Source organism: Pseudomonas sp. 210_17 TE3656, from assembly GCF_054821965.1.
Genome location: NZ_JBTRBC010000001.1, coordinates 3,483,567 through 3,498,417, shown reverse-complemented (window position 1 = coordinate 3,498,417; position 14,851 = coordinate 3,483,567). Strand labels below are relative to the sequence as shown.

Here is a 14,851-nt window from a genome sequence, read left to right as displayed (position 1 = left end):
GAGCGGGCTTGCCCCGCGACGAACCTCGACTATTACCCTTGACGCAATAGTACTTCTCGAAAAAGTCACTGTTTCTTGCCGGTGTTTCCGACTAATTTAGTCGGACCTACTTAACACTTGCACCGCAAGAAGGCTGTTTCAAAATGTCCAACAGTATGGGTGTTGCCAGCGTATTCGTCCTGTCTTCCCTGTTATTGTCCCCTCTGGCCATGGCCGAGGAATCCCAGGCGTTCATCGCTCGCAATGCCGAGCTGGCTGTCGTCCACGAACAGGCTCGCGAGGCCTTCGCCGCCCAGTCCGAGCAAGCGTCCAAGCCCGCAGAACAGACCGCTTCCCAGGTTTCTTCGAGTGACGCAGCCGAAAGCTGATCAGCACGCCGTTTCTCCCTTCGACTCCTTGGGTAATCGCACAGGTGACTTGAGCGCCTGTGCGGTTGTCTTTCAAAGCCGCTGATGATCAGCGGCTTTTTTTTCGTGTGTCGAAAAGTGCCAGTAAGCTGGCTCGTTTGCTCATAAAAAGATCAACTTTCGCACCACAGAAATTGCCTTACTTTCACCTCAAGGAGTCCACCCCGGTGAACACTGCTTTACGCTTCACCCCCCTGTTCGTTGCACTGGCTGCAACGATCCCCTTCAACGCCCAGGCCAACGAGGAGCAGGCCGAAGGCTTTATCGAAGGGTCCAGCCTCAACGTGCATGCGCGCAACTACTACCTCAACCGCAATCAGCTAAATCGCGGCGAGCATGACAATCGGGAATGGGGACAGGGTTTTCTCGGTAAGTTCGAATCGGGCTACACCCCGGGTACCGTCGGCTTCGGCCTGGATGTACACGGCATGCTCGGCCTGAAACTCGATGGCGGCGCCGGCACCTCCGGTACCAGCATCCTGCCAATCAATACCCAGGGCGACGGCGAACCGGGCAAGGCCCACGACTCGTTCTCGACCGCCGGTGCGGCAGTCAAACTCAAGGCCTTCGACACCGAACTCAAAGCCGGTGACCTGTTTCTGACCAACCCGGTAATCGCCGGTGGTGAGTCGCGCATGCTGCCGCAGACCTTCCGCGGTGTCAGCCTGACCAACAACAGCTTCGCAGGCCTGATGCTCGAAGCCGGCCAGGCCAGCTTCACCAAGCCCTACAACCAGAGCGGCCACCGTCGTATCGATACCTACTACGGCGCCTTGCCGGATGATCGCCAGAGCCGTCACCTGAACTGGGCCGGCATGGCCTGGAGCGGCGTGCCGAACCTGACCTCGAGCCTGTACGCCTCCGAGCTCAAGGACATCTGGAACCAGTACTACTTCGACCTCGACTACACCTACAAGGTCAACGACCTGGTCAGCCTCAACCCGGGCCTGCACTACTACCACACCCAGGACACCGGCCAGGCGCTGCTCGGCAACATCGACAACAACACCTACAGCCTGCACTTCAGCGTGAATGTCGGCTACAACAGCCTCACCGCGGTGTACCAGCGGGTCAATGGCAACACCCCGTTCGACTACATCAACCAGGGCGACAGCATCTACCTGGACAACTCGCAGATCTATTCGGACTTCAATGGCCCCAACGAGCGCTCGTGGAAGCTCAAATATGCCTACGACTTCACCGGCCAGGGCGTTCCCGGCCTGACCTCGATCGTCTCCTATTCGCGCGGTGAACTGGACCTGACCAAGGTAGACCCCAACAGCGTTGGTTATGGCGAATACTGGTACAACCCCGAAGGCGAAAACGCCCGTCACTGGGAGCGCGACATCGACCTGCAGTACGTGTTCCAGCAAGGCAGCCTCAAGGACCTCTCGGTCCTGCTGCGCTGGGCCAGCCACCGTGGCAGCCAGGGCTACCCGCAGACCGGCAGCGATGCCGACGAGTACCGGGTAATCGTCGACTACCCACTGAACATCTTCTGACCCTGCGCGAACAAGAGCTGGCGCTCTAGCCAGCTCTTTCCGTCGGTTCGCTAGCAAAGTTCTTGTTCGACAATCCTGTGGCCCCTAGAATACCGCGCCGTCGCGTAACCACGCCGCGACTCTTCTGACGGTCTTCGGCTACAGCGACCATGACTTTGCCCTCCCGATCCCAGCGATCCGCCCTGTACAAGTCTCATCCGGAGCTGATCCTGAACCTGGGCAGTTGCCTTGCGGTGCTCGCTATCGTGGCCATTGTCAGCTACCTGGTACTGCGCGAACGCATTAACGTCGAGCAGAGCGCCAGCCGTGCGGCGAGCAATATCGTCCAGCTGATCGAAAGTGACATCCAGCGCAATGTCGAACTCTACGACCTGTCCCTGCGCGGCTTGATCTGGGCCGTACAACAGCCTGATCTGAAATCCCTGTCACCGACCCTGCGGCAAAATATCCTGTTCAACCAGGCCTTCGCCATGCCGGTACGCGGCGACATGCTCTGGCTCGATGCGCAGGGCAATGTACTGGCCGACTCCACCAGTGTTCCCCCGCGCCAGGCCAACTTCGCCGACAGCAAAGTGTTCCAGGCCCATCGCCAGAATGCCGACCTGGGCATGGTCATCAGCCCGCCGTTCAAAGCGCGCCTGGGCGACCTGGACTGGTGCATCAGTTTCAGCCGGCGCATTTCCGCTGCCAACGGCGAGTTTGCCGGGGTCGCCGCCGGCGCCCTGCGTCTTTCGTACTTCACCGATCTGTTCAAGCGCCTGGATATCGGCAGTGACAGCAGCATCAACCTGATGAACACCGACGGCGTTTTGCTCGCCCGGCAATCGAACATCGCCGAAGACGCGCTGATCGGCGCCAACTTCGCCGACCGCCCCAACTTCAAACGCCTGATGGCCGACGGCAGCGGTAGCTTCGCCGGCAACTCCGGGCGTACCGGCAAAGCCAGGCTGTACACCTTCGCACGGGTCGCCGACCTGCCGCTGATCGTCGTCGTGGCGCGCTCAAGCGATGAAGTGTTCGAATCCTGGCGGCGCACGGCCTTGCTGGTCAGCTGCGCCACTGGTGTGCTGTGCATCGGTATCCTCTGGCTGACGCTGCTGCTGGGCCGTGAGCTACGCCGTCGGCAATGTGCTGAACAGGATCTGGCCGAGCTTGCCGCCACCGACAGCCTCACCGGCCTTGCCAACCGCCGCCAGCTCGATCAGGTGCTGCGCCGCGAATGGTCACGGGCCCAGCGCAACCACCGCCCGCTGGCGGTATTGATGGTCGATGTCGATCACTTCAAGGCGTTCAACGAACGTCATGGTCACCAGGGCGGCGACGAAGCCTTGCGCAAGGTTGCCGCAGCCATTGCCCGCAGCATTCGCCGCCCAGCCGACTTGGCAGCGCGCTACGGTGGCGAGGAGTTTCTGGTGGTCTTGCCCGAGACCGAGCGCCATGGCGCACAGGTGCTGGCTGAACGCATTCGCCGCAGTGTCGAGGCGCTGCCGCCGTTCGGCGACGACACCCAGCCGGTCACGGTCAGTATCGGCATCGGCTGTTACACGCCAGACGCCGAGCACGATCTGCCAGCTTTGCTGGGCAGTGCCGACGACGCGCTCTACAGCGCCAAGCGCAACGGGCGCAACCGGGTGGAAACCGCGAGTTAGGGTGTGAACAACGCCCCCTGCTCGATTGGCCTTCAAGCCGATTGCCTGTATGGTCAAAGCTTCCCGTTCAGAACCACATTGCATGAATCCCGAGACACTTGAACTGCTGGTCACCCGTGAAATGCCGTTCGGCAAATACCAGGGCCGGCTGATCGCCGATCTGCCGGGTCATTACCTGGCCTGGTTCGCCCGCCAGGGCTTTCCCAAAGGTGAGCTGGGTGGCTTGCTGGCGTTGATGCACGAGATCGACCACAACGGCCTGGGCGAGCTGCTGGTGCCCCTGCGCAAGAAGCACCCGCGCCGCCGCCCCTGATCAAGCCTTGACCGGCTGCACCGCCAGTTCCACCACTTCGCTGCGCTTGAGCACGGCATAGACCAGTGCCGTCAGCAGGCTACCCGCAAGGATCGCCAGCAAGTACAGCAACGCATGGTTGATGGCGTTGGGAATCAGCATGACGAACAGCCCGCCATGCGGCGCCATCAGCTTGCAGCCGAAGTACATCGACAGCGCGCCGGTCAACGCACCACCGGCGATACTCGCCGGAATCACCCGCAGCGGATCCTTGGCCGCAAACGGGATCGCCCCCTCCGAGATGAAGCACAAGCCCAGCACAAAGGCCGCCTTGCCGGCTTCACGCTCGCTTTGGGCAAACTTGCGCCGGGCAATGAAACTGGCGATACCAAGGCCAATCGGCGGCACCATGCCGGCGGCCATGGTGGCGGCCATCGGGGCATAGCTCTGCGACGCCAGCAGGCCCACCGAGAAGGCATAGGCAGCCTTGTTGATCGGGCCACCGAGGTCCACGCACATCATCCCGCCGAGCAGCACACCGAGGAGGATCGCGTTGGTGGTGCCCATGCTATCGAGAAAATGCGTCAGCCCTTCGAGCATCCCGGCCACCGGTTTGCCGACCACATAAATCATCACCAGGCCGGTGAACAGGCTGGCCAGCAACGGAATGATCAGGATCGGTTTGAGCGCCTCCAGGCTGCTGGGCAAACGCACCCAGCGGCTGATCGCCTTGGCGCTGTAACCGGCGAGAAAACCGGCGACGATGCCACCGATAAACCCGGCGCCCAGGGTACTGGCCAGCAAGCCACCGATCATCCCCGGCGCCAGCCCGGGACGGTCGGCAATCGAGTAGGCGATGTAACCGGCGAGCAACGGCACCATCAGTTTGAACGCCGCTTCGCCACCGATCTGCATCAGCGCGGCCGGCAAGGTGCCCGGCTCCTTAAAGGCCTCAATCCCGAACACGAAGGACAAAGCGATCAGCAAACCGCCCGCCACCACCATCGGCAGCATGAACGAGACCCCGGTGAGCAGGTGCTTGTACACCCCGGTTTTCTCGCTGCGGGTCGTACTGCTGTCAGCGCTTTGCGCGGTTGACTCCTCGCGGCCTTCGGCCAGGGCTTTGTTCAACGTAGCCTGAGCCTGTTTCAACGCCACGCCGGTACCGCAGCGATAGATGCGTTTACCGGCAAAACGCTCGGTAGGCACCTCGATATCGGCGGCCAGCAGCACCACATCGGCCTCGGCAATCGCGGCAGGCGTCAGTGGATTGCGCGCACCGACCGAGCCCTGGGTCTCGACAGTGAGTTGATGGCCCAGTTGCTGCGCCGCCTGCTGCAGCGCCTCGGCGGCCATAAAGGTATGTGCGACGCCGGTCGGACAGGCCGTGATGGCGACGATCCTGGCGCTGCGCTCGACAGGGGTCGATGGCGCTTCTGCGACCGGCTGATAAACCTCAGCCTGTTCCGCTGCCTGACAGAGAAAGTGCTGGGTATCGCTCAAGGCCTGGGCCGGCGTGCTCTGGAACAGGCGCTTACCGGCAAAACGCTGCAAGTCCAGCGGACCGCTGCTGACCACCAGCACCCAGTCGGCGGCAGCGATCACCGCCGCCGACAATTGCCCCTGGGGTTGCCGCGGATCATGCACTTCAACACTGGTGCTCCAGCCCAGACGTTGCGCGGCAGCTTCCAGCAGACGCGCACTGAGCACACTGGAAACCTGGCCGTTGGGGCAGGCGGTGACGATGGCAATGTTCATCTGCAACCCTCTTGTTGTTCTTCGCCCAGGCGCACGTCGTGCTGCAGTTGCGCCAGCTGCGCCCGGTCGTTGATGCCAAAACCGATCTGGGTCACCGCCTGGGCGGCGATCGCCGTGGCCAGGCGCAAGGTCTGCGGCGCTGAACCAGCGCCGAGCAGGCCATGGACCATGCCTGCCAGCAACGAGTCACCGGCACCCACCGTGCTGGCCACCTTGACCGTTGGCGGCACGGCCGTGAGCACGCGGCTGTGCTGGAACCAATTGACCCCATGCTCGCCCTGGGACACCACCACATGCTCGACACCTTGCGCGATCAGTTGGCGGGCGGCCAGTTGTTGTTCGGCAAAACTGTGCACGCTGCTACCGAGCAATTCGCCGAGCTCGTCGGTGTTGGGTTTGACCAGCCAGGGCGCGCTTTGCAGTCCCGCGCGCAGGGCTTCGCCGCTGCTATCCAAAGCGACCTTCAGGTCCATGGCCTTGAGCTGATCCAGCAGTTGCCGCAACCATTGCGGGCTGATGCCGCGCGGCAGACTACCGGCCACCACCACCGCATCATGGCCGGGCGCGATATGCGTCAACTTGGCCAGCAGTTGCTCACAGGCTTGCTCGCTAATCTCAGGCCCCGGCCCGTTGATGTCGGTCACGCGGCCATCGGCCTCCACCAGCTTGATATTGCAGCGGGTCTCGCCCGGTACGCGAACAAAGCAGTCGGCGAAGCCACGCCGGGCGATCAGATCCTCAAAAGGCTGCAGATTGCCGGCGCCGAGAAATCCACCGACGGTGACGCTATGGCCAAGGTCCGCCAGCACTTGCGCAACATTCAGGCCCTTGCCCGCCGCATGGCTGTGCTGGGCCTGGCTGCGGTTGACCTGGCCGCTGCGCAGGGCATCGAGGCTGACGGTCAGGTCCAGCGCCGGGTTGAGGGTCAGGGTGAGTATCTTGGCCATTCAATCGTTCTCCACCAGCGCCCGTACGGCGCTGGCACTGCCCTGCAGCAGGGCTTGCTGAGCAAGCTGCCGGGCGTGTTCATAGTTCAGTTCGCGGACCAGGGCCTTGACCTCGGCAATGCTGCGCGCAGCAACGCTCAGCTCATCGACGCCCAGCCCCAGCAGCACGGCGACCGCCTGCGGGTCAGCCGCCAGCTCGCCGCACACCCCTACCCACTTGCCATGGGCATGGGCGGCACGCACGGTCATGTCGATCAATTGCAGCACCGCCGGGTGCAGGCCGTCGGCCTGGGCCGACAGGCTCGGATGGCCACGGTCGATGGCCAGGGTGTATTGGGTCAGGTCGTTGGTGCCGATGCTGAAGAAATCCACTTCGCGGGCCAGCACCGGGGCGAGTAAAGCCGCCGAAGGCACCTCGATCATGATCCCCAGCTGCAGGTCGCTGACGCTGATTTCTTCGCGCAGGCGTTCGACCATCGCCCGTGCCTGTTGCCATTCTTCAAGCTGGCCGACCATGGGGAACATGATCCGCAACGGCCGATCACCCGCCGCACGCAGCAAGGCGCGCAACTGGCTCTCCATCACCTGTGGGCGTTGCAGGGTCAGACGAATGCCGCGCACGCCGAGGAAGGGGTTTTCTTCCTTGGCGATCGGCCAGTAAGGCAGCGGCTTGTCGCCACCCACATCCAGAGTACGCACCACCAGTGGCCGACCGCCGAGACCGTCGAGGACACGACGGTACTCGGCCTCTTGCAGCGCTTCGTCGGGGGCCTGCTGGTGGGCCATGAAAATCAGCTCGGTACGTAGCAGGCCGACGCCTTCGGCGCCATGATCAACCACCGCCTCGATGCCCTTGCTGTCGCCAATGTTGGCGAACACTTCGATGGCATGCCCGTCACGGGTCAGCGCCGGTTCCAGGCGATGGGCGCGGGCCAGTTGCAGGCGTTGCTCGCGGCGATCGCGTTCGGCCAGGGCGCGCTGTAGTTCATCGGCAGGCGGCGCGACGTGCAGGCGACCACGCTGACCATCGAGCAACAGCGCGGTCCCCGAGGCGATCAGTAACACCGCATCGCCCGCGCCGACCACTGCCGGAATACCCAGGGCGCGGGCGACGATGGCACTGTGCGCCGTCGCGCCGCCACGGGCGGTGAGAATCCCGGCGACACGTGCCGGATCCAGCCGCGCCACATCCGACGGGCCGACCTCCTCCATCACCAGCACGTAGGGTTGCTCCGGCGCCGGGATGTCCGCCTCACCACAGAGCTGGGCCAGCACCCGCCGACCAATGTCGCGCAAGTCGGCAGCACGCTCGGCGAGCAAGGCATCGTGCAACGCCTCCTGCTGGCGCGCCGCGCTGTCGATCACCGCCATCCACGCCGCCGGGGCACTTTCGCCCTGGCGCAGACGCTGATCGACTTCGTCACTCAGTTCGGGGTCGGCGAGCATTTCCTGGTGGGTGATGAAAATTTCGCCGATGGCCTTGGCCTGGCTGCGCTGGATCAGCGCGCCGATCTCGGCATTGACCGCCGCCAGCGCCTGCTGCAGGCGCTGGCGCTCGATGGGCAGCGACTCACCGCGCAGCGGATAGTCGAACTCACGCAGCACCTGAATATGCGCCGGGCCGCTGGCAATCCCTGGCGCGGCAGCCACGCCGTGGATCACCGCACCCGGCGATGGCGCCTGAAGCTCAGGCTCCGGGAGTATTTCAGGCGCGGCTTCGGCCGCCACGGCCAGTGCCTCGACTTCCTCTCCCAGCCCCGCTTCAATCGCCGCCAGCAAGGCCGGCAGCGCATCGGCGGCCACGTTAGGTTCAGCGATGATTTCCAGCACCTGACCACGCCGGGCACCGAGGCTGAGCAGCTTGCTCAGGCTCTTGGCCGAAACGGCCGCCTGGCCGCTGTCGACCACACGCACACGAATTTCACCGTCAAACGCCTTGGCCAGTTGCGCCAGCTCCTTGGCCGGCCGCGCATGCAAGCCATGGGCGTTGGCCAGGCCGATGCGCGCACTGGGCCAATCCGCCGGCACTTCACCGCCCAGCACTTCGAGCACCGCGCGGCTATTGGTGGCGCGGCACAGTTCCTGACCGCGGCCTTCGATCAGCAGCGTGCACAAGCGCTCAAGCAAAGCCTGATGGGCTTCGCCAAGGCTAGCGAGGCAGAACACCCCGTGCAGGGGCTGGTCGCGATAACGCAACGGTAGCTGCGGGGTGACAAAGGCCAGCCCGGGCTGACGCACGGCCTGCTGGCTGTGCAGCCACCACAGGCCTTCGCCCAGCGGCAGCGGCTCGACCTGCTGCAGCACCCCGGCAAAACCAGCGCTGACGCACTCGGCGCGGTGCAGCAGGCGCGCCGCGCGCCAGACCAACTCGTCGAAATCTTCAGCCGCCACGCCCAGGCCGATCATCTGCGCATCCAGCGCCAGCTCTTGCGGTGCGCCTTGCAGCAACTTGAGCAGCGCCTCGGCAGAACTGGCCCGACGCAGCGCCTCGGCCAGGTCGGTTTCACCCAGAGCGCGGGTCAGCAGTTGCAGCAAGCGCAGGTGCTCATCGGAGCGTGCGGCGATACCGATGGCCAGGTACACCTTATGGCCATCGCCCCAGTCCACGCCCTCGGGGAACTGCAACAGACGCACGCCGGTGGTAAACACCTGATCGCGGGTTTCCGGGGTGCCATGGGGGATCGCAATACCCTGGCCGAGAAAGGTCGAACCCTGCGCCTCGCGGGCCTGCAGGCCATCCAGGTAGCCGTCGGCAACCAGGCCATCGCTGACCAGGTGCTCGGCCATAAGCTGCAGCGCCGCCGACTTATCCACAGCCGACTGGCCCATGGATATCTGCTCTACAGTGAGCTCGAGCATGACCTTCTCCTTTGCAGCACCAGGCGGGTGCTGAGGTATTGTTGTGAATTTTTCAGCATAGGGCCAGTTGCTATCAGCCCTTGGCAGGCGGTGGTTCGGCAGAGAAATCGCCTGCTGAAACGTTTAATCTGGAATTGTGAGCACGTTACTCGATAATCTTCGATCAATGAAGCCCCATCTTGTCGGACAATTGCGACAATGGTCGTCTGCGCCCTGATTAAAGAATCGGCGACAATTCCCGGTCAGGCTGTGCAAGCAGCCCCGGTATAACAAGGAATTTGCGGTGAAACTCAGCGATATCGCCCGACTGGCCGGTGTGTCCGTAACGACTGCCAGCTACGTCATCAACGGCAAGGCCGAACAGCAACGCATCAGCAGCAGCACGGTGGAGCGTGTGCGTGCGGTGGTCGAAGCCCATGGCTTCACCCCCAACCCGCAGGCTGCCGGCTTGCGTAGCCGTCACACCAAGACCTTGGGGTTCATTCTCCCGGATCTGGAGAACCCCAGCTACGCACGTATTGCCAAACAACTGGAACAAGGCGCCCGGGCCAAGGGTTACCAACTGCTGATCGCCAGCAGCGACGACCAGCCCGAAAGCGAGCGCCAGTTGCAGCAGCTGTTCCGGGCCCGCCGCTGCGATGCGCTGTTTGTCGCCAGCTGCCTGCCGGCCGGTGACGACAGCTATCGCCAGCTGCAAGCCAAGGGCCTGCCGATCATCGCCATCGACCGTAGCCTGGACCCGGCGCATTTCTGCTCGGTGGTCAGCGACGACCGCAACGCCAGCCTGCAACTGACCCGCAGCCTGCTCGCCACCAAGCCCGCGCACATCGCCCTGATCGGTGCGCGGCCAGAGCTCAGCGTCAGCCAGGCGCGGGCCGGTGGTTTCGATGAAGCGCTGCAAGACTTTACCGGCAACGTCAGCCGCTACCAGGGCGAAGCCTTCAGCCGCGAGTGCGGCCAGCGCTTGATGAACGAACTGATCGCCGAGCTGGGCGGTTTGCCGGATGCCCTGGTCACCACCTCCTACGTGCTGCTGCAAGGCGTGTTCGACGTCCTGCAGGCGCGCCCGGCCGATTCGCGCAGCCTGCAACTGGGCACCTTCGGTGATAACCAGCTGCTCGACTTTTTGCCGCTGCCGGTCAATGCCATGGCCCAGCAACACGGCGTGATGGCGGAAATCGCCCTGAAACTGGCCCTGGCTGCAGTTGAAGAAAAGCACTACGAACCTGGCGTACACGCCGTCGGTCGAACCTTCAAACAGCGAATCATCAAGGCCTGACCATGCGCCTGATCGACACCCACACCCATCTGGATTTTCCGGATTTCGATCCTGACCGTACGGCCCTGCTGGCCAACGCCAGGGCCGCGGGTGTCGAGCGCATGGTGGTACTCGGTGTATACCAGGACAACTGGCAGCGGGTGTGGGACCTGGTGCGCAGCGACCCGCACCTGTACGCCGCTTTCGGCCTCCACCCGGTCTATCTCGACCAGCACCGCCCGGAGCACTTGCGTGAACTGGGCGACTGGCTGACCCGCCTGCATGGCGATCGCCAGCTGTGCGCCGTCGGCGAATTCGGCCTCGACTACTACCTGCCGGAACTGGATCGCGAGCGCCAGCAACACTGGTTCGAAGCCCAACTGCAACTGGCCGTCGACTTCAATCTGCCCGCCCTGCTGCATGTGCGCCGCAGTCATGCCGCGGTGATTGCCACGCTCAAGCGTTACAAACTTGCGCGCGGCGGCATCATTCACGCATTCGCGGGCAGCTTTGAAGAAGCCCGCGAATATCACAAGCTCGGGTTCAAACTGGGTTTGGGCGGTGCCGCCACCTGGCCGCAAGCCCTGCGCTTGCACAAGGTGCTGCCGCAGTTGCCGCTGGAAAGCCTGGTGCTGGAAACCGATGCGCCGGATATGGCGCCGGTGATGTATGCCGGGCAGCGCAACAGCCCTGAGCATTTGCCGCAGATTGCTACCGCGCTGGCAGCGGTGATCGGAATTGAGGTGGAGCGGTTGGCTGAGGTGAGTACGCGCAATGCGTGTGAGTTGTTTGGTTGGTAGTGAGGCATGCCCTGCTTCCAGGACATACCTTAGCGTGGCAGCTGCCATTGCCAGTGATACTGCTGCAAGACTTACTGCTGCAATATGAAAGCTGCCATGGCCTGCAGATCATCCTGGCTCAATTGCGCAAACGGCGGCATTGGAACACTCCCCCATCTCCCCGTACCACCCTGCTGAATGCTCAACGTCACCTTGGCCAATGCCTGCGCATCGTTGGCATACTTGGCCGCCACATCGCGGTACGCCGGCCCTACCACCTTGTGATCAAGCGCATGACAAGACAGGCAAGCATTGTTCTGCAACAAGGCCATGGCATCGACCTTTGCCCCCTGCGCTGACGAGGGTTTGCCCGGCGCCGGATACGAGGCCGCCTGCACGTCGGCATCGCTCGCCTGGGCACTGCCGTAGGTTGCCGCCAGGTAAGCACCAATGATGCTCACATCCTGATCGCTGATCGGCGCGCCATACACTTTCTGCATCTTTCCGGCTTCGGCCGTCCATTGCGCCAGGTTCATGCCCGGCGGCTGGAAGCTGATGTAATCGGCAGAATGACAGGTGGAACATTTCTGCTGGGCCAAGGCGTAGCCCGGTAGCGCATTGGCCTTGAACACCGCCGTTTCCGCCGGCAAGGTGATCGACAACGGCGCGGCCTCAAGCATCGCGACCCAACAAACCTGAACCGCGCACAGTAACGTGGTCATGCGTTTCATCTGGCTCATGCAGGCTTCCTCAGGCGACGGTCACGTGGGTGGTTTCGACGACGTGACGGCGATAGCCGCCGGGGTTCCAGTCGGCTCGTAACGGCTGTGTCTCGCCCGCAGCGTTACTGGCGCGCACCATCAGTTGAATGGCGCCTTGGCTGCCAAAGCTGATCGGCAGCGCCCACTCACGGAACGAGAAACGCCCCAGATCCTCACCCAGCGTGGCCTTACGCCAATGCCGCCCCCCGTCAACCGAAACCTCCACCTTGTTGACGCCGGCACCACCGTCGAATGCGATGCCCTTGAGCAACACACGCTTATTAAGCGGCAACACATCGCCATGTTTGACGCTGGTAATGAAGCTGCGCACCGGCAATGTGGAAATCGGCCGGGTTTTTGCCGCCGTGGTACCGGGCGCGATACACAAGCAATCGTTGTCCGGAACCTGGTATCCCTTGGCCATGAAAAAGCCGTCGTAGGTGTGGTCCAGCACCTCGATCTCACTCAGGTGCTTGACCCAGTACGTGCCGAAATAACCCGGCACCACCAGACGGATCGGGTAACCGTTGAGAAATGGCAGGTCGCTGCCATTCATCGCCCAGGCGATCATCGGCTCGCCGTTCATGGCATGACCGATGTCCAGGGCCTTGATGAACTCCGGCGTGCTTGCCAGTACCGGCTTGTCGAGGCCACGGAAAGTCACTTGCCGGGCCGCAGCGTTTACCCCGGCCTTTTCCAAGACCGCCTTGAGCGGTACCCCCAGCCAGCGTGCATTGCCCATCGAGCCATTGCCCAGTTGCGCGCCGAACACCCGCGGCATCGAGAAGCCGCGGCTGTTGCCTGAACACTGATTGACCGCCACCACCTCGACAGGCTCGGCAAGGGCTTTGAGTTCTTTCAGGGACAGTGACAGCGGGGTGTTGACCAAGCCCTTGATCGTCAGCCTGTAGCTGTCCGGGTCGATGCTGGTAGGGAAATTAGCCAGATGGTAGCGGACAAAAAACGCGTCATTGGGCGTGATCGGCCCTTCGTTGAAGACTGCGAATGGCGTTTCAAGGTGCGGCGGGCGGGTGCTCACCAGGGTCAGCGGGCGCTTCTGTGGGTATTGCACCAGCGGCCGTGGGCCGGCCGCGAAGGTCACCTCTTCAGCGTTTTCGTCAGCCTTGGCCAGGTTCGCCAACGGCGAAGCTGCCACCGCCAGGGCAAAGGCATCGCGCAGAACACGTCGACGGCCAAGGTTGTTGCTACCTAAAAAGCTGAACTTCATGCCGCGCTCCCTGTGATGGCGTTCCTGAAAGGCAACTGACAGCGCCCTGCCAGTTTTTCTAGCGCCTTTCAGTATCGTCACCAGCGGATTCGCTGCTTTTCATTGAGCGTCAGCGGCTTGGCAATTGATGACAGACGGGAGGTCAGATCAGAACCAGCCGGTGTCTTCCTCCAGCTCTGCGCGGCACTGCTTGAGCTGCGCACCATAGACCTTCGACTGCTGCTCGACCTTGCGCGCCACCTGCATCAGCCACGGCTTGCTGCGATAGGTCCCACGACTGAAACCACCGCGCCCCTCGTGGTAAGCCAGGTACTGATTGTAGGTATCCCACTTGGAGATCCCCAGCTGTTTTTGCGTGCCGTCGGTGTACCAGCCAATGAACATCATCGCGTCATCGAAGTTGTCCCGCGAGCCGCCATTGCCGGTGCCGTTTTTGTACTCACCCCAGACCGGGTCCTGGGCTTGTGCATAACCATAGGCCGAGCTCACGCGCCCCCAGGGAATTACCCACAACAGGTAATCACGCGGCGGCAGTGCATCGTGAATAAAGCTGCTTTCCTGCTTCATGATCGCCATCGCCACGTGTTGCGGCGTGCCGTACTTTTCCTGCATCTCCAGCGAGTCTTCGTACCAGTCAGGGTATTGGCGGAAGATATTGCAGAGATTGTTCTGATCCCTGGGTGGCGCGGTGGCGCAGCCAGTCAAGATCACACACGTCAGCATCAGTGCCCAAACCAGCCCTTGTTTCATCCATCGCCCCAGCAAAAAAATGAGGGCATTGGTTGCCCTTCGTATAAAACGCAGAACTCTATGATGGCCTGTGCCTTGGCAGGGTCACCTGCATCAGCGCAACGAATCTTCAGAATTTCCCGATTCCCTGTAGTCCGTTTCCGAATCATACTTCTGCCGCTTTCAAGCCATTGCAGTGGTCCCGCGAGGGGCCTAGTCTCGACCGGTCGTTGCCAATTTCAACGACCGGTTTTGACAGGCCGATATCATCGCGGAACATGTGCAAACCTTTATGGCAATTGTACGTGGGGCACCTTCGTGTGCGCCGAGTTCCCCGGTGTTCGGTCTGTCAACCCGCGTACAGTTGCCACCCATTTGTTTGACAGCAGATGTGTGGCAGCTCCGTCCACTGGGAGGCTACCATGCTAAAAATCGTTCCTGATCCACCGCTTCACATTGACCAATCCCTCGAAGACATCCTCGTCCAGATCTCCGAATACCTGGTCTGTGCCATGACCGTGGCGCAGCAAACAGTCCTCCTCCATTCCAGCTCCCCAGGTCAGATCCTGACCTTGTCCACCATGCATGAAATCGACAACGCCCGAAGTTTGGTTGAAGTGGCGTTGAGCAGAGTTCAGTCACAACACTGAGTTATCCACAGGCGAGCGCCAGCGTTGCTGAG

The 14,851-nt window shown here is 62.4% G+C and carries 13 protein-coding genes; 7 read left to right on the top strand and 6 right to left on the bottom strand.

Going from position 1 to position 14,851, the window contains the following annotated elements:
* Positions 1-143 precede the first annotated feature (143 nt).
* The 4 genes from ACVI9W_RS16490 to ACVI9W_RS16475 all read left to right on the top strand — a co-directional run bounded on the left by ACVI9W_RS16490 (position 144) and on the right by ACVI9W_RS16475 (position 3,871).
* The gene (locus ACVI9W_RS16490) at positions 144-368 is read left to right on the top strand and encodes a hypothetical protein (RefSeq protein ID WP_461530546.1); all 225 of its coding nucleotides are present in this window, start codon (positions 144-146) and stop codon (positions 366-368) included.
* A 206-nt stretch (positions 369-574) separates the two neighbouring features.
* Positions 575-1,909, top strand: coding sequence for an OprD family porin (locus ACVI9W_RS16485; protein WP_461530545.1), 1,335 nt, complete (start codon positions 575-577; stop codon positions 1,907-1,909).
* A 155-nt stretch (positions 1,910-2,064) separates the two neighbouring features.
* The gene (locus ACVI9W_RS16480; RefSeq protein WP_461531839.1) at positions 2,065-3,558 is read left to right on the top strand and encodes a diguanylate cyclase; all 1,494 of its coding nucleotides are present in this window, start codon (positions 2,065-2,067) and stop codon (positions 3,556-3,558) included.
* A gap of 82 nt (positions 3,559-3,640) precedes the next feature.
* Positions 3,641-3,871, top strand: a complete 231-nt coding sequence (locus ACVI9W_RS16475; RefSeq protein ID WP_157191170.1) for a DUF3820 family protein — start codon at positions 3,641-3,643, stop codon at positions 3,869-3,871.
* On the opposite strand, the gene ACVI9W_RS16470 is transcribed toward ACVI9W_RS16475, so the two are convergent.
* Genes ACVI9W_RS16470 through ptsP form a run of 3 tightly spaced genes read right to left on the bottom strand, consistent with a single transcriptional unit; the run spans position 3,872 to position 9,414 of the window.
* Positions 3,872-5,608, bottom strand: a complete 1,737-nt coding sequence (locus ACVI9W_RS16470) for a PTS fructose-like transporter subunit IIB (protein WP_461530544.1) — start codon at positions 5,606-5,608, stop codon at positions 3,872-3,874. It lies immediately after the preceding gene.
* A complete protein-coding gene (gene pfkB, locus ACVI9W_RS16465) occupies positions 5,605-6,555 on the bottom strand; it encodes a 1-phosphofructokinase (protein ID WP_461530543.1) in 951 nt (316 codons plus the stop codon). The genes ACVI9W_RS16470 and pfkB overlap by 4 nt, the downstream gene beginning before the upstream one ends.
* On the bottom strand, positions 6,556-9,414 hold the full coding sequence (gene ptsP / locus ACVI9W_RS16460) for a phosphoenolpyruvate--protein phosphotransferase (protein WP_461530542.1): 2,859 nt from the start codon (positions 9,412-9,414) through the stop codon (positions 6,556-6,558). It abuts the gene before it with no gap.
* Between the two features lie 283 nt (positions 9,415-9,697).
* Here ptsP and cra point away from each other — a divergent pair, with 283 nt between their 5' ends.
* Complete coding sequence (cra, locus tag ACVI9W_RS16455) at positions 9,698-10,693, top strand: catabolite repressor/activator (RefSeq protein WP_461530541.1); 996 nt, start codon at positions 9,698-9,700, stop codon at positions 10,691-10,693.
* A 2-nt stretch (positions 10,694-10,695) separates the two neighbouring features.
* Entirely contained in the window at positions 10,696-11,472 is a 777-nt protein-coding gene (locus tag ACVI9W_RS16450) for a TatD family hydrolase (RefSeq protein WP_461530540.1), read from the top strand.
* A 71-nt stretch (positions 11,473-11,543) separates the two neighbouring features.
* On the opposite strand, the gene sorB is transcribed toward ACVI9W_RS16450, so the two are convergent.
* The 3 genes from sorB to ACVI9W_RS16435 form a co-directional block, all read right to left on the bottom strand.
* The gene (sorB, locus tag ACVI9W_RS16445) at positions 11,544-12,191 is read right to left on the bottom strand and encodes a SorB family sulfite dehydrogenase c-type cytochrome subunit (RefSeq protein WP_461530539.1); all 648 of its coding nucleotides are present in this window, start codon (positions 12,189-12,191) and stop codon (positions 11,544-11,546) included.
* A gap of 10 nt (positions 12,192-12,201) precedes the next feature.
* Positions 12,202-13,440, bottom strand: coding sequence for a SorA family sulfite dehydrogenase catalytic subunit (sorA, locus tag ACVI9W_RS16440; RefSeq protein ID WP_461530538.1), 1,239 nt, complete (start codon positions 13,438-13,440; stop codon positions 12,202-12,204).
* 147 nt (positions 13,441-13,587) lie between these two features.
* Positions 13,588-14,190: a transglycosylase SLT domain-containing protein gene (locus ACVI9W_RS16435; RefSeq protein WP_461530537.1), complete on the bottom strand. Its 603-nt coding sequence runs from the start codon at positions 14,188-14,190 to the stop codon at positions 13,588-13,590.
* A gap of 401 nt (positions 14,191-14,591) precedes the next feature.
* On the opposite strand from ACVI9W_RS16435, the gene ACVI9W_RS16430 reads away from it, so the two are divergent.
* A complete protein-coding gene (locus tag ACVI9W_RS16430) occupies positions 14,592-14,819 on the top strand; it encodes a hypothetical protein (RefSeq protein ID WP_461530536.1) in 228 nt (75 codons plus the stop codon).
* The last annotated feature ends 32 nt before the right edge of the window (positions 14,820-14,851 follow it).

Coding starts and splice junctions, on each gene's coding strand:
- ACVI9W_RS16490 (WP_461530546.1), top strand. CDS start 144: ATGTCCAACAGTATGGGTGTTGCCAGCGTATTCGTCCTGTCTTCCCTG.
- ACVI9W_RS16475 (WP_157191170.1), top strand. CDS start 3,641: ATGAATCCCGAGACACTTGAACTGCTGGTCACCCGTGAAATGCCGTTC.
- ACVI9W_RS16470 (WP_461530544.1), bottom strand. CDS start 5,608: ATGAACATTGCCATCGTCACCGCCTGCCCCAACGGCCAGGTTTCCAGT.
- pfkB (WP_461530543.1), bottom strand. CDS start 6,555: ATGGCCAAGATACTCACCCTGACCCTCAACCCGGCGCTGGACCTGACC.
- ptsP (WP_461530542.1), bottom strand. CDS start 9,414: ATGCTCGAGCTCACTGTAGAGCAGATATCCATGGGCCAGTCGGCTGTG.
- ACVI9W_RS16450 (WP_461530540.1), top strand. CDS start 10,696: ATGCGCCTGATCGACACCCACACCCATCTGGATTTTCCGGATTTCGAT.
- sorB (WP_461530539.1), bottom strand. CDS start 12,191: ATGAGCCAGATGAAACGCATGACCACGTTACTGTGCGCGGTTCAGGTT.
- sorA (WP_461530538.1), bottom strand. CDS start 13,440: ATGAAGTTCAGCTTTTTAGGTAGCAACAACCTTGGCCGTCGACGTGTT.
- ACVI9W_RS16435 (WP_461530537.1), bottom strand. CDS start 14,190: ATGAAACAAGGGCTGGTTTGGGCACTGATGCTGACGTGTGTGATCTTG.
- ACVI9W_RS16430 (WP_461530536.1), top strand. CDS start 14,592: ATGCTAAAAATCGTTCCTGATCCACCGCTTCACATTGACCAATCCCTC.